The sequence below is a fragment of the Kribbella sp. VKM Ac-2568 genome (genome assembly GCF_004345365.1).
GTDB lineage: Bacteria > Actinomycetota > Actinomycetes > Propionibacteriales > Kribbellaceae > Kribbella > Kribbella orskensis.
On record NZ_SLVF01000002.1, the window covers coordinates 528,550 to 544,668 of the forward strand.

Genomic DNA, 16,119 nt, shown 5'->3' on the forward strand with positions numbered 1-16,119 from the left:
TCGGCCCGCTTCGCGACGCCTGCGCCGCCGCTCGACCCACCCATCCGTGAGCCGCAGGCTCGAGCCCGGGTGACCGAATCACGTCGCTGTCGGACGCGCTGCCTCTGAACAGGGACGTCGAGGGGGACGTCCTTGCTCCGACGTTGCATGTGACAGCCCAGTTCTGGGTGGTGGCCATGCGACGGAAGAGGCTCGTGATGAAGGGTCCGGCGGAGCGGGTTTTGCGGACGTACTTGGTGCTCGTTGTGGTGTCGACGAGTGCTTCGTCGATGATCTGGGGGATCAATACGCTCTTCCTGCTTGATGCCGGGTTGAGTGTTGGTGAGGCGTTTGCGGCCAATGCGTTCTTCACCGCGGGGATGGTGCTGTTCGAGGTGCCCACGGGGGTTGTGGCTGACACCGTGGGGCGACGTGTGTCGTATCTGCTGGGGGCCGCGACGTTGGTGGGGGCGACGTTGTTGTATCTGCTTCTCTGGCAGACGCAGGCGCCGTTTGCCGCCTGGGCTGGGGCGTCAGTGTTGTTGGGGCTGGGGTTCACGTTCTTCAGCGGCGCCACTGAGGCGTGGCTCGTGGATGGGTTGAACGCCACTGGATACGAGGGGTCCCTGGAGGCGGCGTTTGCCAAGGGGCAGGTTGCCGGTGGGGTCGCGATGATGGGTGGGACGGTCGCTGGTGGGGTGTTGGCTCAGACGACCAACCTCGGGGCCCCGTACGTCGTGCGGGCGGTGTTGCTGGCGCTCACCTTCGTGGTGGCGTGGCGGGCTATGCACGATGTCGGGTTCGAGCCGAAGCCGCGGGTTTCGGTGACTGCCGAGATGCGCGGGATTCTGCGGGCGTCCATGCGTCACGGACTGGGCAATCCGCCGGTGCGGTGGTTGATGCTCGCCGCTCCCTTCGCCGCGGGCGTCAGCGGGTACGGGTTCTACGCCGCGCAGCCGTACCTGCTCGAGCTCTACGGCAGCAGCGACTCGTACGCGGTTGCCGGGCTGGCCGCCGCACTCGTCGCCGGGGCACAGATCGCCGGTGGCACCTCGGCATCGCTGGTGAGCCGGGCGTTCCGGCGGCGTACTTCGGTGCTGCTGATCACCTCTGTGATCATCGCGGTGTCGCTGGTGCTGATCGGGCTGGTGTCGAACTTCTGGGCGGCGCTCGTGCTGCTGGCGATCTGGGCGACCATGTTCGCGGCCGCCATGCCGGTCAGGCAGGCATTCCTCAACGGCCTGATCCCGTCGGCCCAGCGCGCGACGGTACTGTCCTCGGACAACCTGCTCGCCTCTGGCGGTGGCGTCGTCATCCAGCCCGCGCTCGGCAAGGCCGCCGACGTGTGGGGCTTCGGCCCGGCGTACGTCGTCGGCGCCGGCATCCAGTTGCTCGTCCTGCCGTTCATCCTCCTGGCCCGACGCGAACGGGCGATCACGGATGCACCGCCCGACGCCGAGGTGAAGACGACCGCAGACGAGCAGGTCCTCACCCCGGCCTGACCGTCAGGTCGCCGGTGGCAGTCCAACTGGCCAGCATCGCGAGGCGTTCGGCGGTCGGCGAGTCCGGGGCGGCGAGGTATGTGATCAGGGTCTGTTCGTTGTCCTGGGCAATGGCCAGCCTCTCGTAGGTGAGCTCGAGCGAGCCGACCAGCGGGTGGTTGAGGCGTTTCCGGCCCAGGGTCTTCTCCTTGACCGTGTGGTCGGCCCACAACGCGCGGAACTCGGGGCTGTTGATGCTCAGGTCCCCCACCAGCTCCGCGAGCCAGCGGTCGTGCGGGTGGCGCGCGGTCTGGACCCGGAGCTCGGCGGTCACGGTCTCGGCATCAGCCGCCCAGTCGGGAAAGAAATCGCGTGACGCCGGGTCGAGGAAGAACTTGCGGGCGCGGTCCCGAGTCCGCGGGTCCTCGGTGAGGCTGAACACAGCGTTGCCGAGGGCATTCGCCGTGACGATCACCATCCGGTAGTCGACAACGATCGCGGGGACGTCTCGCAGGCTGTCGAGCAACTGGTGCACGCTGGCACGGATCATCGGCCGCGGCCCGGCATCACTGCGCTGAGGCCGGGCGAGGTCGTGCAGGTACGCGTGCTCGGTGCTGGTGAGCCGCAGCGCGCGACTGATCGCGTCCAGCACCGCGTCCGAGACCTGCCGACCGCGCCCCTGCTCCAGCCGGGTGTAGTAGTCGCTGCTCACCCCGGCGAGCTGCGCCACCTCCTCGCGCCGCAGGCCGGGGACGCGTCGCTGTCCGTGCTGCACCAGACCGACATCGCCAGGATTGAGGCGAGCGCGCCGGGACCGGAGGAAGTCGCCGAGCTGAGCATTCACCCTTCCACCGTATGCCCGGCCGCCCAACTCAGCCTGGCCCTGCCAGACCTACTCGCGTCCAGCCGAGGTGAACCTCATGTCGGCATAACGGTTGCCCGCCACGCTGTCCGCGATCGGTTCGAGCTGCGCCAACTCCTCGTCGGTCAGCGTGATGAGCGCGCCGCGCGCGTTCTCGACCACCCGCGCGCTGCTGCGCGTACCAGGGATCGGTACGACGGGAAGACCGAACACCCGTTCCTGCGCGTGCAACCAGGCGAGCGCGATCTGCGCAAGCGTCGCACCACGAGCAGCGGCAATAGCCCGCAGCGGGACCAGCAGATCGTGGTTGGCCGTGTCGTTGCCTTCAGAGAACCGCGGCATGCTCCGGCGTACGTCGTCGCTCTCGAGGTGATCCGCCGAGGGCACCGCGCCAGTGAGGACGCCGCGGCCCAACGGCGAGTACGGCACGAGCGCTGTACCGAGCTCGGCGGCCGCGGGCGCGACCTGGGTCTCGATGTCGCGGCTGAACAGTGACCACTCCGACTGCACAGCAGCGATCGGATGTACTGCGTACGCCGCGCGCAGCTCATCGGCGGTCACCTCGCTCAACCCCAGATACCGCACCTTGCCGGCCTGGACGAGCTCGGCCATGGTGGCGACGGTCTCCTCGATCGGCACCTTCACGTCGCGGCGGTGCATGTAGTACAGGTCGATGTGGTCGACACCAAGCCGGCGCAGGCTGGCATCGGCGGCGGCGCGGATCGACGCCGGGTCGTTCACGATGCCTCGCGCGTGATCAGCGAGGCCGAACTTCGTCGCGATCACCACCTCGTCGTGGTGCGCAGCCAGGAACGGCGCGAGGAACTGCTCGTTCGCGCCGTCGCCGTACGCGTCCGCCGTGTCGAAGAGCGTGATCCCGACCGCCAGCGCCTGTTCGAGCGTCGCCCGCGCGGCGGCCTCGTCGGTCGGCCCGTAGTACCCGGTGTTGATCGCCATCGCGCCGAAACCCTGCCGGCCCACCACCGGTCCGTCCGTGCCCAGACGGACCTTGCCCAGTTCCCAATCAGTCATGCGACCGAGCCTCGCGCAGCCCGCCGCACCGAACCAGGCCACCTTCAACCTAGGTCCAGCAGAACCAGCCAGCGCTCAGACCGCCAGCGTCTTCGGGGCACCCAAGGTGAGCCAGGTCAGCGAGTCGCGGACATCGGTGGGAGCCGCGGCGAACGCCTTCACGATGGTGTCGCGACCTTGGGTGAAGTGGCTCCAGCCCTCGTAGTGGACGGGGATGACGGTGTGCGGCCGGAGGAGTTCGCAGAGTTCGACACCCTCCGGCCCGGACATCGTGTAGCGGAGCGGCCCGGTGACGTTGAACTGGACCGCGCCGAGGTGAAGCAACACCGTGCCCACGTTCACGCGGCTGGCGACCTCGCGCACACCGGAGTACAGGACTGTGTCGCCGGAGATCCACAGGGCGCCGTGTTGCTGGCCGGGCCAGCGGAGGGCGAAGCCCGTGACCTCACCGGTGATCGGGCGGCTCAGCGGAGGGCCGTGCCGACAAGGCGTGGCGGTGATCTCGAGTGTGGGCAGGCCGGGCTTCTCCAGCGAGTGGGTCGCCCAGGGCGAAAGGCCCACGGCGCTACCGCCGAGCCGACGCCCGCCTGCCACGGTGGTCACGACAGCACCAACACCAGGCAACAGAGCCCGACCCGCATCGTCGAGGTTGTCGGCGTGGTGGTCATGGGTGAGCAGTACTGCGTCGACCGGCAGCAGGTCCGCCGCAGGTACGGCCGGTCCGGCCACCTTGGTGGAGGCCGAACCCCAGCCGAACGAGTACCGGCGACCTGGCGGGTCGAAGGTCGGGTCTGTGAGGAGACTCCAACCCTCGACCTCGATCAGGGTGGTCGGGCCGCCGATGTGGGTGATCCGGACGTCGGTCACGGCTTGTCGGTCGCCGCGTGACTCAGGGCCCAGTCGAGGACCTCGTCCGCGATCGACTCCCAGCCGGCCTGCGCGGGCAGCAGGTGCGCGTACCCCTCGTACAGCTTCACCTCGGTCACGGTGTCCGACTTGTAGTGCTTGGCGTTCGAGCGCTGTACCTCGGGCGGCATGATGTGGTCCTCGGAGCCGGAGACGAACAGCAGCGGCGCACGGTGGTCGTTGTGGTAGTCGACCCAGGTGTCCTGGTGCCCGGGCTGGAAGTTCGCCAGCACGCTCCCCCACAGGATGCCGCCGTTCGCCGGGATCGCGTACCGCTCGTACAGCGCCTTCGAATCCTCGTCGGTGAAGGTGTTGGTGAACGCGTACTTGAACTCCTCCAGCGACAACGGGATCGCCTTGTGCCGGTTCGCCGGGTTCTTCAGCACCGGGCGGGTCGACTTCACCTGCGACAGCGGTACGACGCGGACGCCTTCCGTCGGCGCCGAGTTCATCGCCACGCCGGCCGCGCCGAAGCCGTGGTCGAGCAGGATCTGGGTGAACGCGCCGCCCGCCGAGTGACCGATGATGACCGGCGGCGAGGGCAGTTCCCGGATCACCGACTCGAGGTGCTCGATGATCTTCGGCACGGTCAGCTTGAGGATCGGCGTCGGGTCGGCGTTCAGCGACTCGACTTCCACCTCGAACCCCGGGTACCCGGGCGCGAGCACCCGGAAGCCGCGCTCCTCGTAGTGCTTGACCCAGTTCTCCCAGCTTCGCGGCGTCATCCAGAAGCCGTGCACCAAGACGATCGTGTCGGGAGCGGCCATGATCAGAATCCCTTTCGGTCAGGACGGCGTGTGTCGGTGAGGTACGGCATCAGGAGGTCCTCCTGGCAGCGGCGATGATGAGGTCGGTCGTCGGGCCGGGCTTCGAGATCATCGCGACGTGCGACGCCTTCACCTCGACGATGTGGGCGCCGGCCCGCTTCGCCATGAAGCGCTGTGCGGCCGGCGGGATGACCTGGTCGTTCGCGGCCACGAGGGTCCACGACGGGATCGTCTTCCACGCCGGTACGCCGGAGGGCTGCTGCAGCGTGCCCAGATCGGCCGGGCGCTGGGAGACCGCCATCACGGCGGCGGTGGACGCGGACACGTCGGCCGCGAACACCTTCCGGAACAGCGAGAGCTTGATGTAGCCGTCGGCACCACCCGGGTACGGCCGGATGTCCAGCGCGTCCGGGGTCAACTGGCTGCCGGGGAACTGCCCGGACAGGCCGCCGACGGTGTCACCCAGATCCGGTGCGAAGGCGGCGATGTAGACCAGCGCCTTCACGTTCTGGTTGCCTGTGGCCGCGTTGGTCAGCACGAACCCGCCGTACGAGTGTCCGACGAGCACGATCGGGCCCTTCACCGTCGCGAGAACGCTGCGCAGGTACGCCGAGTCGGGGTCGACGCCGCGGAGCGGGTTCGCGGGGGCCAGGACCGGGTAGCCCTTGCGCTGGAGATTGCGGATCACGTCGTTCCAGCCGGAGGCGTCGGCGAAGGCGCCGTGCACGAGCACGATGGTCGGTTTCGGGCCGTGCTGCGAGACCGCGGACGCGGATCCGGCGATGCCGAAGATGATGGCGACCGCGAGGAGGAGGTGGGCTAGACGTCGTTTGCGCAGGAACATGTTTCTCCTTCGAGCAAGGGAACGTGACGGGCCCCAGACACCGTGGGCGCAAACGTAGCCAGCGGAAAGCAGCGCGACATAGGATCTGACTGCACGGTTCCGGGCTGCTGGTGCACAGTCCGCCTACCCCCTGAAGCGGAGGCTGGCGATGGCGGTCATCCTCGACACGACCGACCTGCCGCCCCAGGATCGCGCCGAGGCTTTCTACGCGGCGATGATGTCCGCGAGCGTCCCGTCACGGGTGGAGCACGAGGACCGGCACGGCGATGTCCATGCCCGGATGGACTTCTGGCAGCTCGGCGCACCGGATCTGTTCCGCAACGAAGGCTCCGGCATCCGGCTGGTCCGCACCACCAAGCACGTGCAGCTCGGAGCGCCCGAACGTCTCGCGCTCGCAGTACAGGTGGTGGGGACCGGGGCCTTCGGTCAGGACGGGCACCAGCAGCGCGTGCACACCGGTGAGTTGATGCTCGTCGACCTGACCTCTCCTTACGAATTCGCTTGGAGTGGTCACGGAGCGTCGCTTGCCTTCCAGATCGACTACAGCGATCTCGGGCTGAGTGTCGAGACCATACGAGCCGCGGCCGCTCGGCTGCCCAGCAGTCCGGTGTATGAACTGGTGCTCCATCACCTCGGCGGGCTGCCACCGATCAGTGACGCACTGCAAGGCACTCGGTCCGGACCGATGCTCGGCGCCGCGACCACCAATCTCGTCCGGGCTCTGCTCGCCTCGGCGGCCGACGACGACAGACACCATCGTCCGGCGATGGCCGACGTCCTCTTCACGCGGATCACCTGGTACGTACGCCAGCACCTGGCCGATCCGGATCTCACGCCGGCGCGGGTGGCGTCGGAGCACTACATCTCGCTGAGGTACCTCTACAAGCTGTTCGCCAGCCACCACCTCAGTTTCGAGCAGTGGCTCATCAACGAACGCCTCGAGGGCGCCCGCCGCCAACTCACGTCTCCCAGCGCCCGGCACCTGCCGATCGCCGCGATAGCCGCCCGCTGGGGTTTCGCGGACCCCGGTCACTTCACCCGCCGCTTCCGCCACGCCTACGGCATGACCCCACGAGACTGGCGGCAGTCAGGAGGGGAAATCGCCGGCGCGGAGTAGCGCGCTGGGCAGGGGTTTGTCGAGTTGTTGTTGGAGCCAGGCGGCTGCGGCGATGGTCTGAGTCAGGTCGAGCCCGGTGGTTCGGCCCATGCGGTTGAAGAGATAGACGAGGTCTTCCGTGGCGACGTTGCCGGTGGCTGCCGGGGCGAACGGGCAGCCACCGGCACCGCCGATGCTGGCGTCGAGCGTTGTCACGCCAGCCTGTACTGCGGCCACGGCGTTGGCGACGCCGGTATTGCGGGTGTCGTGCAGGTGAAGCCGCAGCGGCAGGTCGCCCGCGAGCTTGGCGGCCAAAGCCACGCGCTCGGTGATGTCGGAGGGCACGGCAACCCCGATGGTGTCGGCGAGGGCGAGCTCATCCGGCCCCGCGTCGACCACACGCTGGAGGACCTCGCCCAGCCGGTCCAGCAATACCTCGCCCTCGAACGGGCAGCCGAACGACGCGCCGATGGTCACCGTCGAGAACACCCCTGCCGCTCGCGCCGCCTGCACCAGGGAGGCCGCGGTGTCACAGGCCTCGGCTGTCGTCATCCCCTGGTTGCGTCCGCAGAACGTGTCCGTGGCGACCACCACAATGTCGATCTCGTCCACCCGGCCGGCGAGTGCACGATCCAGCCCGCGCTGATTCATCACCAGCCCGGCGTACCGCACCCCGTCGTACCGCGGGACCGCGGCCATCAGCTCATCCGCGTCCGCCAGCTGGGGAACCTTGCGTGGGTTGACGAAACTCGTCACCTCCACCCGCCGCGCGCCCGCGCGAACAGCTCGCTCGATCAGCTCGATCTTCGCAGCGGTGGACAGGATCGCCGACTCGTTCTGCAGTCCGTCCCTCGGCGAGACCTCGACGATCTCGATCACCGGTCCTCCTTCAGATAGGAGATCGCCGCCGCCTCGCTCACGACCTCGGCGTACTTCGCCTGCAGGTCGTACAGGTTCGCCTCGTGCGGCCCCGGCGCGCGATCGCCGACTGCCTCGCGAACCACCAGCGGGATGAAGCCGTGCTGGATCGCGTCGACCGCAGTTGCCCGGATGCAACCACTCGTGCTGACCCCGACGAGCACCACCGTGTCGATGCCTTGGGCAAGCAAGGTGGACGCGAGCGACGTACCGAAGAACGCGCTCGCGTACTGCTTGACCAGCACCAGCTCGACTGCTGTCGGCGCCACCTCCGGCATCAGCTCGCCCAGCTTGCCGCCACCGTCGAAGAGCTCCCTCAGCGCCGGGACCTTGCGGACGAAAACGCCGCCGTCGACCCCGTCCGGCCCATAGGCGACCCGCGTATGAACCACCGGTACTCCGTGCGCCCTCGCCGCGCCGATCACCCGACCGGCCGCGTCCAGACAGGCGGAGGGCGGCAGGCACAACGGACTGGCCTCGTCGAAGTACGCCCGCATCAGGTCTACCGCCAGCACAGCCGGCCGGGCCCCGGGAGCCAGCCGACCCCCGAAGCCCTCATCGATCCCGCTCACAGCGCTTTCACCGGGCCACCGGTGGACGGGGCGCGGGCAGCCCGGTCTCCTCCAGGCTCCGCTCGAGAATCGTCTCGATCGATGGCCCCATGTCGAAGGTCGGCAACGGATCCGGCCGCCCAGCCCTGTACTCCGCCCGCAGGGTCTCCGTCGCCTCGGTGTCCACGGCGCCGACCTCGTCGCACACCACGCCGTACCGACGCGCACCCTCAGCAGTCAGGAGACCCCGAAGGACCTCGAGCCCGACCAACTCCGGGTCGCGAGCGAGCGGATCACCCCAACCGCCGCCACCCCAGGTCACGAAGTGCAGCAGGTCGCCTGGCGCCACCGGCACGTCGTGCACCTTGCTGCCGAGCATCTCCTTGCTGCCGTCGGCGTGCTCGATCCACTTGCGGCTCCGCGCACCCGGCTCACCGCCGTTGACTCCCCAGGGATACGTGAGCCACCGGTCGTCGTGGATCGCGATCGTCCCCGCCTCGAGGAATCGGTAGGCCACGTCGACCCCGTTCCCGCCGCGATGCAGGCCCGCGCCGCCGGTGTCCGCGATGGTCTCCCACCGTTCGATCCGCAGCGGGTAGTACGACTCGAGGTACTCGCACGGGATGTTGACGAACGATGGCCACAGCGAGTGTCCGTCCGGCCCGTCGCCCACCGGCCGGCCGGGGATCCCGCCGAACCCGATCGAGTACAGCTGGAACCACTCCCCCTTCCGCTCACCCGGGCCGTATGTACCGGAGTACATGAAGTGCGGAGAGGAGGAGAAGCCGGCGGCGTTGAGCAACCCGGGGTTCGTCTGGCCGAGCAGTCCGCCGAAGAGGTCGAAGACGCGCCCGATGCCGTGGTTGCGCGCGTTCAGCGCGGCGGGGAACTTCGGCTTCCAGAACGACTCGTCGGGGATCCGTACGTCGACCAGCGGGTAGAAGCCGTCGTTCCAGAGGATCTGCGGATCGGCGACGGTGATCATGTAGATCCCGAAGAACATCCGGACCAGGTTCTCGTTGATGTAGTAGTTGATCGGGCCCTGTGCCTGCGGGCTGCTGCCGGTGAAGTCGAGCAGCACCTTCTCCCCGGTCCGGGTCAGGCTGAGCTTCAGCTCGTACGGCCCGTACCCGAGGCCGTCGTCGCAGATGTAGTCGGTGAACGAGATCGTCTCGCCGTCCTTGAACACCATCTCGAGCAGCGTCTTCATCGCGCGGTAGTTGCGCTCCAGCAACTGGTCGAGCGCCGAGTTGTACGTGTCGACGCCGAACCGCGCGCACATCTCCTGCACCCGGCGGGACGCAGTACGGCAGGCCGCGACGATGCCGTGCAGGTCTGCGCGGTTCCAATCCGGCTTGCGCACCTGGTTGAGGATGATCCGCAGCGCGTCCTCGTCCAGCACGCCCTTCTTGTAGAGCTTGAAGGGCGGGATCACCACGCCTTCCTCGTAGATCGTGCGGGCGTCGGTCGGCATCGACGCGGGTGACTTCCCGCCTACGTCGGACATGTGCCCGAACATCGCCGACCAGCCCACGATCCGTCCGTCGACGTAGATCGGCATCACCACCAGCCAGTCGTTGGCGTGGCTGATCGCGGCTCCACAGGAGTAGGGATCGGACGTCAGGAGGACGTCGCCCTCCTCGATGTCGCCGCTGAAGTTCTCCAGGAAGTCCGGGATGGACAGCCCGAACTGGCCGACCATCATCTTGCCCTCAGGGTTGGCGATCAGCGGGAACTCGTCGTGCTGCTCGCGGATGCCGGGCGACAGTGCGGTACGGAACAGCACTTCGTCCATCTCGTACCGCGCGTTGCGCAGCGCGTTCTCGATCAGGTCGAGGGTGACCACGTCGACGGCGACGGACTTCAGCGGGTCGGTCGCGGTCTCGATCAGGCGTGCCATGGGTCAGCTCTCCCTGGAGTCGGGGTGGTCGACGGGACGGATCAGGAGGCTGCCGCTGCGATGCACGGTGGCCGCGTGACCGGGCAGTACCAAGGTGGTGGAGTCCATCTCGGTGACGATCGCCGGGCCGGTGACGACGTTGCCCGCGCGCAGCAACGCCCGGTCGTAGATACCGGCCGTCATCTCGGCGCCTTCGACCCAGATGCTGCTGTGAGTCCGGAGTGCGTGCACCGGATCCTTGTCTCCGGCCTCCAACTCGGGCGCCGCGACCTCCGGCTTCGGGCCGTGCGCAGTTGCCCTGGCGGTGACCAGTTCCTGCTCGGCTTCTAGGACGAAGGAGAACAACCGCTGGTGCTCCGCGTCGAAGGCTGCCCGCAGCTCCGCAACGCCGGAGCCGTTGCCGTCGAACGTGTCGAGGTCCACCGGGACCGGGATCTCGAAGCCCTGGCCGTGGTAGCGCAGGTCGACGGAGTAGACGATCCGTTGGTCCTCCTCGGCGACGTCCTGCTCGGCGAGGGTGGCCCGTGCCCTGGCGGCGAGGTCGGTGAGGAGTTCCCGAAGGCTGTCGTCGGTGAGCTCGCTGAACCGACGTACCAAGGTCCGGACCGCCTCGTCCCGCAGGGTTGGTCGTCGCGTCGCCGTAAGCACAGAGGACACCGGGTGAGGGAGGGATGATGACCGGCCAGGCCCCGGTCAGCTTGCCGAGAGCGTTGGCGTGCAGCGGTCCGGCTCCACCGAACGCGACGAGTGCGAAGTCGCGGGGGTCGAAGCCCTGTTGCACCGACACCAGTCGCAGCGCCCCGAACATGTTCTCGTTGACGATGTCGACGATGCCCGCCGCCGCGGCCTCCACCGACTCCAGCGCGGTCGCGTCGGCGATCGGCTTCACCGCGGCTCGCGCAGCCTCGCGATCCAGCGTGATCTCACCACCGGCCAGCTCGGTCGGCAGATACCCGAGTACTACGTTCGCGTCGGTGACCGTCGGCTGAGTACCACCCGCCGCGTACGCCGCGGGGCCGGGTGATGCGCCCGCCGATTGGGGGCCGACCCGGAGAGCCTGGGTGAGCTGCGGGACGTGGGCGATCGATCCACCCCCGGCTCCTACGGTTCGCACGTCGACCGAAGTGGCCCGGACCTTGAGGTCCCCGACCGTAGTCTCCCGGCCGACTCTCGGCGTCAATCCCTGCACCAGGGCAACGTCGGTCGACGTACCGCCCATGTCGAAGGTCAGGAAGTCCGGGTAGCCGGCCTGTTCCGCCACCCAGGTCGCGCCGGTCACTCCACCGGCAGGCCCCGACAACAGCAGGTTGACCGGGCTGTCGGCTGCGACGGCCGCGGAGACGAGACCACCGTCGCTGCGAAGGATGCACAACCGTCCGTCCACACCCGACTTGCGCAGCTGAGCTTCCAGGTTCGCGACATAGCGGGCGACCTGCGGCTGCACTGCTGCGTTCGCCACTGTGGTGATGGTGCGCTCGTACTCGCGCAACTCGGGCAGCACCGAGGACGACAGCGACACCGATACGTCCGGCAGCTCCTCGGCGGCCAGCTCGCCAACTCGGTGCTCGTGGTCGGGGTTCGTGTAGGAGTTGATCAGGCTGACGCTCAGGGCCTCGATCCCGCGCCGCTTAAGCGTCCGCAACTTCGCCCGAACGTCGTCCTCGTCGAGCTCGGCGACCACGTCGCCCTGAGCACCGATCCGGCCGCGCACCTCGACGGTGTCCTCGAGCGCGGCGAGCGGCTCGGGCTTGGGCCAGATGATCCAGCCGGCCAGGCCGCCGGGGACGAACGACCGCGCGATCTGCAGGACCTGTCGGAAGCCGTCGGTGGTGACCAGTCCGACCCGCGCGCCCTTGCCTTCGAGGATCGCGTTCGTGGCGACCGTCGTACCGTGGAACACCTCGCCGATCTCGGACATCGGGACGCCGGCCGCGGTACACGCGCGCTCGATGCCCCGCAGTACTCCGATCGACTGGTCCTCGGGGGTGGACGAGGTCTTGGCCCGGTACGTCTGCCCGGTGTCCTCGTCGATCAACAGAATGTCGGTGAACGTCCCCCCGACGTCCACGCCGAGCCGGTAGGTCATGGGTGTCCCTCCTCAGATGACACCGGCTGAGCGCAGCGACGTCATCGCGTCATCGCCGAGCCCGAGCAGGTCGCGGTAGATCTCTTCGTTGTGCTCGCCGAGGGCCGGGCCGACGTGCCGAACCCGGCCCGGGCTGTCGGAGAGCTTGGGAACGACGTTGTGCATGGCGAACTCCCCCAGCTCCGGGTGGGTCAGCCGGACGATCGCCTCGCGCGCGGCGAAGTGCGGGTCGGTGAGCATGTCCCTGGCCCGGAAGATGCGGCCCGCCGGTACGCCGTGGGTGTTGAGCTTGTCGAGCAGTTCGTCGGCCTTCACCGTGCTGCTCCACTCGGCGATCAGGCCGTCCAGCTCCTCCATCGAGCTGCCGCGGGCGCCGTGCGTGGCGTACCGGTCGTCGGCCGCCAGCTCCGGCCGTTCCATCGCCTCGGCCAACCGGCGGAACACCGTGTCCTGGTTCGCGGCGATCAGCACCATCTCGCCGTCGGCGGTCGGGTAGACGTTGCTCGGGGCAACGTTCGGCAGGGTGGTGCCGGTGCGCTCGCGCTGGTAGCCGGCGACCTGGTACTCCGGAACGAGCGACTCCATCATCGCCAGCACGGCCTCGTAGATCGCCGAGTCGACGACCTGGCCGCGGCCCGTGCGACCGCGCTGATGGAGTGCCACGAGCGTGCCGAGGCAGGCGAAGGTGGCAGCCAGGGAGTCGCCCAACGAGATCCCGGCGCGGGCCGGAGGGCGGTCGGGATCGCCTGTGACGTAACGGATGCCGCCCATCGCCTCGCCGATCGAGCCGTAGCCGGCGCGCGACGAGTAGGGCCCGGTCTGGCCGAATCCGCTGACGCGGGTGACGATCAGGCCGGGGTTGAGCTCCCACAGTTGCTCGGGAGCCAGGCCCCATCTTTCCAGGGTGCCGGGGCGGAAGTTCTCGATGAGCACGTCGGCGGTGGAGATCAGTCGGCGTACCAGGTCCTGCCCTTGCTCGGTGCGCAGGTCGGCGGTGACGGACTTCTTGTTCCGGGCAACCACCGGCCACCACAGGGACTTGCCGTACGGCCGCTCGCGTCCCCACTGCCGCATCGGGTCTCCGCGCTCCGGGTCCTCGACCTTGATCACCTCGGCGCCGAAGTCCCCGAGCAACTGACCGCAGAACGGCCCGGCCAGCAACTGGCCGAGCTCCACGACTCGGATGTCGTCCAGGGGCAACGCGTCGGTCATCAATCCTCGATCCATCCACAAAGTTGCATACGATTCGCGGTATTGGTGGTGAACCTAGGTCGCGTTTCGCGCTTGTGTCAACGGATTGTCCACATTGATTGCATGCAACTCTGGTGAATTGGTACCGTGACCAACACCATGAGCGACCGCACCCCAGCCCCGCGTGAAGCCGACAACGGCCACGCCGCCGACGAGGCCTACAGCCTGATCCGCGAGCAGATCCTGTCCGGCCGGCGCGAGGGCGGCGACTGGCTCCGCGAGGGCGAACTGGCCGAATCCATCGGAGTCAGCCGTACTCCGGTCCGCGAGGCGCTCCGCCGGCTCACTGCCGAGGGTCTCGTGCGATACGAGCGGAACCGCGGAGTACAGGTCCAGGCCTGGAGCGTCCGCGACCTCGACGAGATCTTCAGCCTCCGATCCGTCCTCGAGCCATGGGGCTGCCGCCTCGCAGCCACCGCGGGCCTCGTCGACGTGGTGGTCCTCGACGACCTGGCCAACCGGATGGACGAGATCGCGCCGGGCGGCCGCCCGAAGGATGTGGACAAGCTCACCGACCTGAACAACCAGTTCCACCGCACGATCCTCGAAGCCGCCGACAACAGCCGCCTGACCGCCGTGATCTCCTCGGTCATCCAGGTCCCCCTCGTCTGGCGAACCTTCACCCACTACACCCCCGAGGCCCTCCAACGCAGCCTCGCCCACCACCACGAACTGGTAGCAGCCCTAGCCGCCGCCGACCCCGACTGGTCCGAATCAGTAATGCGAAGCCACGTCCGAGCCGCCTGGCACTCCCTTATTCCCCAAGACGATCCCTCACTCCCCTGACCCCTTGCCTGCATCAAGGAAACCCGCTCGCCCGCCCACAGCCCGCGCAGTACAACGCTGTTGCGGCCCTCGGCACAACGCCGCTCGCCGGCGCTGGCCGTCACCGGCGGCGCGTACGGCGCCAAGTTCGGCACGGCGGGCGGCCAAGATCGTCGACGAGGCCGACTCGCTGCCGGCGTTCTACGATTGCCCGGCCGAGCACTGGATGCACCTGCGCACGACCAAGGAGCCGCGACATGAACGGCGGGAGCGACACCACAGAGGAAGTACCTGACGAGCATCTGCGGTTCGCTCGCTATCTGCAGGAACTGGCCGACGTCCTCCCCGAGGACGAAGGCGGCCTGGTGGAGATGGTTCTTCGTGACCCGGACAGGACGATGGCTCAGTCGGCGGTCATCCGCCATCTGGACCGACGAGCAGCGCAGTTGCTTGCGGACGCCACCTTCCCTGACTGGCGCCGTGCCATGTCCACCGTGATCGTAGACAGAGAGTTCCTGGTCCACCGGCTGCGGGAATGGACGTTGCTGAGGTCGATCGCGATCGACGATTCCTGGAGACCAGAGGATCTTGTCGCTGCCTCCGATTGGTTCCAGCGCACAGCAGCGCAGATGCTGACGTCGCCTGCTGCTCTGTGCCTGCTCGCTGACGAGGGAAGAACGCGCCGCGTTCGTGCTGCCGCCAACCGCCGACTGGCCGAACAGCACCGATTGCCGGCCCCCGTTGATCCACAGATCTTGACGATCCCATCAGCCGAGCCCGGCACCTAACTGCTGCACTCAGGTCCACGACTCAGCTGTGCTCCGAATGCGGGACCAAACCCCGTCTGTACTCAGCAGCGCTCCTAATCGGGCTCTTCGGAGTTGAGCGTGGGTGAGCCGTTCGTCACTGTCGGCGTGGCGTAGGCGGGGAAGGCGCCGCCACCAGCCCCTGGCCGCAGCCCGGACCGCGAACCCCGAACGGTTCACCACCGCCGCGACACCGGCCGTCCTCAACCTTCCCGACGCAGCCTGGATCAACCCGCCCATCCACGAAACCCAACAAAACAAGACAGTCCAACAGACCGCCGCGTAACTCCCGCTGGCCTCAACCACCGTGACAAGTTCCGATCAGACCGCTTGCGAGTGGGAGCAGGACTAGCTGAGCGCGGGTGCCGAGCCTGAGCGTCCGCATGATGTGTGCGCGGTGCGTGTCGACCGCTCGCCGCGAGATGTAGAGATGCTTGCTGCTCTCCTGGTTCGTGTAACCGGGCGCGAGCAGATAGAGAACGTCGCGCCCGCGCTCGCGCTCACTGATCGGTTCGAGCGCCGGCTGCCCATCCGCGATGACGAACTGCGCTCCCAGATCGGGATCGACGTAGCGTTCGCCGGAGGCGACCTGGCGGACCGCCTTGATCAACACGGTGTCAGACGTTTGCTTGGGCACATGACCGCGCGCACCGGCGGTGATCGCCTGCCGTACCGACGTCGGTTGGGTGCGCGACGAAACGACCAAGACCTTCGGCGCCGGGGACACTCTCAGCAGGTCCGGAATGATGTCGGAGCCATTCCTCCGTGGCAGGACCAGATCGAGCAAGACCACGTCGGGCTGCAAGGCATGTGTCTTGATGACCGCCTGCTCGGCGGTTCCGGCTTCGCCGACGGGCACGATCACCGTCTTCGTG

The 16,119-nt window shown here is 68.1% G+C and carries 15 protein-coding genes and 1 pseudogene; 4 read left to right on the forward strand and 12 right to left on the reverse strand.

Features of this window, described 5'->3' with window-relative positions; genetic code table 11:
* The first annotated feature begins 176 nt into the window (after window positions 1–176).
* Window positions 177–1,481, forward strand: coding sequence for an MFS transporter (locus tag EV648_RS06310; protein WP_199234444.1), 1,305 nt, complete (start codon window positions 177–179; stop codon window positions 1,479–1,481).
* Here the strand turns inward: EV648_RS06310 and EV648_RS06315 are convergent.
* From EV648_RS06315 to EV648_RS06335, 5 genes are all read right to left on the reverse strand, one after another.
* Entirely contained in the window at window positions 1,468–2,304 is an 837-nt protein-coding gene (locus tag EV648_RS06315; protein ID WP_132286032.1) for a helix-turn-helix transcriptional regulator, read from the reverse strand. The two genes, EV648_RS06310 and EV648_RS06315, sit on opposite strands and share 14 nt — an antisense overlap.
* Before the next feature lie 48 nt (window positions 2,305–2,352).
* Window positions 2,353–3,354, reverse strand: a complete 1,002-nt coding sequence (locus tag EV648_RS06320) for an aldo/keto reductase (protein ID WP_132286035.1) — start codon at window positions 3,352–3,354, stop codon at window positions 2,353–2,355.
* Between the two features lie 75 nt (window positions 3,355–3,429).
* Complete coding sequence (locus tag EV648_RS06325; protein ID WP_132286038.1) at window positions 3,430–4,221, reverse strand: MBL fold metallo-hydrolase; 792 nt, start codon at window positions 4,219–4,221, stop codon at window positions 3,430–3,432.
* Entirely contained in the window at window positions 4,218–5,027 is an 810-nt protein-coding gene (locus EV648_RS06330; RefSeq protein WP_132286041.1) for an alpha/beta hydrolase, read from the reverse strand. The genes EV648_RS06325 and EV648_RS06330 overlap by 4 nt, the downstream gene beginning before the upstream one ends.
* A 49-nt stretch (window positions 5,028–5,076) precedes the next feature.
* Window positions 5,077–5,871, reverse strand: a complete 795-nt coding sequence (locus EV648_RS06335; protein ID WP_132286044.1) for an alpha/beta fold hydrolase — start codon at window positions 5,869–5,871, stop codon at window positions 5,077–5,079.
* Window positions 5,872–6,019: 148 nt separating this feature from the next.
* On the opposite strand from EV648_RS06335, the gene EV648_RS06340 reads away from it, so the two are divergent.
* Window positions 6,020–6,988: a helix-turn-helix domain-containing protein gene (locus EV648_RS06340; RefSeq protein ID WP_132286047.1), complete on the forward strand. Its 969-nt coding sequence runs from the start codon at window positions 6,020–6,022 to the stop codon at window positions 6,986–6,988.
* Here the strand turns inward: EV648_RS06340 and EV648_RS06345 are convergent.
* The 6 genes and pseudogenes from EV648_RS06345 to EV648_RS06365 form a co-directional block, all read right to left on the reverse strand.
* Window positions 6,959–7,846 carry a hydroxymethylglutaryl-CoA lyase gene (locus EV648_RS06345; RefSeq protein ID WP_199234445.1) on the reverse strand — a complete coding sequence of 296 codons (888 nt, stop codon included), beginning with the start codon at window positions 7,844–7,846 and terminating at the stop codon, window positions 6,959–6,961. The two genes, EV648_RS06340 and EV648_RS06345, sit on opposite strands and share 30 nt — an antisense overlap.
* Window positions 7,843–8,457, reverse strand: a complete 615-nt coding sequence (locus EV648_RS06350; RefSeq protein ID WP_199234446.1) for an isochorismatase family protein — start codon at window positions 8,455–8,457, stop codon at window positions 7,843–7,845. Before EV648_RS06350 ends, EV648_RS06345 begins: the two co-directional genes overlap by 4 nt.
* Window positions 8,458–8,464: 7 nt before the next feature.
* Window positions 8,465–10,336 (reverse strand): hydantoinase B/oxoprolinase family protein, encoded by a 1,872-nt coding sequence (locus EV648_RS43835; protein WP_132286050.1) that lies wholly within the window; start codon window positions 10,334–10,336, stop codon window positions 8,465–8,467.
* Window positions 10,337–10,339: 3 nt separating this feature from the next.
* Window positions 10,340–10,993 carry a hypothetical protein gene (locus tag EV648_RS43840; RefSeq protein ID WP_241994931.1) on the reverse strand — a complete coding sequence of 218 codons (654 nt, stop codon included), beginning with the start codon at window positions 10,991–10,993 and terminating at the stop codon, window positions 10,340–10,342.
* A gap of 34 nt (window positions 10,994–11,027) precedes the next feature.
* Window positions 11,028–12,422, reverse strand: a pseudogene (locus EV648_RS45065) (hydantoinase/oxoprolinase family protein); the annotation flags it as partial.
* A 12-nt stretch (window positions 12,423–12,434) separates the two neighbouring features.
* A complete protein-coding gene (locus EV648_RS06365) occupies window positions 12,435–13,634 on the reverse strand; it encodes a CaiB/BaiF CoA-transferase family protein (protein ID WP_132286053.1) in 1,200 nt (399 codons plus the stop codon).
* 138 nt (window positions 13,635–13,772) lie between these two features.
* Between EV648_RS06365 and EV648_RS06370 the strand changes: the two genes are divergently transcribed.
* Window positions 13,773–14,459: a GntR family transcriptional regulator gene (locus tag EV648_RS06370; RefSeq protein WP_132286056.1), complete on the forward strand. Its 687-nt coding sequence runs from the start codon at window positions 13,773–13,775 to the stop codon at window positions 14,457–14,459.
* 236 nt (window positions 14,460–14,695) lie between these two features.
* Window positions 14,696–15,226, forward strand: coding sequence for a hypothetical protein (locus EV648_RS06380; protein WP_199234448.1), 531 nt, complete (start codon window positions 14,696–14,698; stop codon window positions 15,224–15,226).
* A gap of 316 nt (window positions 15,227–15,542) precedes the next feature.
* Here EV648_RS06380 and EV648_RS06385 read toward each other — a convergent pair whose 3' ends face one another.
* Window positions 15,543–16,109, reverse strand: coding sequence for a response regulator transcription factor (locus EV648_RS06385; protein ID WP_158293910.1), 567 nt, complete (start codon window positions 16,107–16,109; stop codon window positions 15,543–15,545).
* Between the last annotated feature and the right edge of the window lie 10 nt (window positions 16,110–16,119).

What these genes read in the sequence shown, in the direction of transcription:
- EV648_RS06330 (WP_132286041.1), bottom strand. Translation starts at nt 5,027, where the DNA reads ATGGCCGCTCCCGACACGATCGTCTTGGTGCACGGCTTCTGGATGACG.
- EV648_RS06365 (WP_132286053.1), bottom strand. Translation starts at nt 13,634, where the DNA reads ATGACCGACGCGTTGCCCCTGGACGACATCCGAGTCGTGGAGCTCGGC.
- EV648_RS06370 (WP_132286056.1), top strand. Translation starts at nt 13,773, where the DNA reads ATGAGCGACCGCACCCCAGCCCCGCGTGAAGCCGACAACGGCCACGCC.
- EV648_RS06335 (WP_132286044.1), bottom strand. Translation starts at nt 5,871, where the DNA reads ATGTTCCTGCGCAAACGACGTCTAGCCCACCTCCTCCTCGCGGTCGCC.
- EV648_RS06340 (WP_132286047.1), top strand. Translation starts at nt 6,020, where the DNA reads ATGGCGGTCATCCTCGACACGACCGACCTGCCGCCCCAGGATCGCGCC.
- EV648_RS43835 (WP_132286050.1), bottom strand. Translation starts at nt 10,336, where the DNA reads ATGGCACGCCTGATCGAGACCGCGACCGACCCGCTGAAGTCCGTCGCC.
- EV648_RS06310 (WP_199234444.1), top strand. Translation starts at nt 177, where the DNA reads ATGCGACGGAAGAGGCTCGTGATGAAGGGTCCGGCGGAGCGGGTTTTG.
- EV648_RS06320 (WP_132286035.1), bottom strand. Translation starts at nt 3,354, where the DNA reads ATGACTGATTGGGAACTGGGCAAGGTCCGTCTGGGCACGGACGGACCG.
- EV648_RS06380 (WP_199234448.1), top strand. Translation starts at nt 14,696, where the DNA reads ATGAACGGCGGGAGCGACACCACAGAGGAAGTACCTGACGAGCATCTG.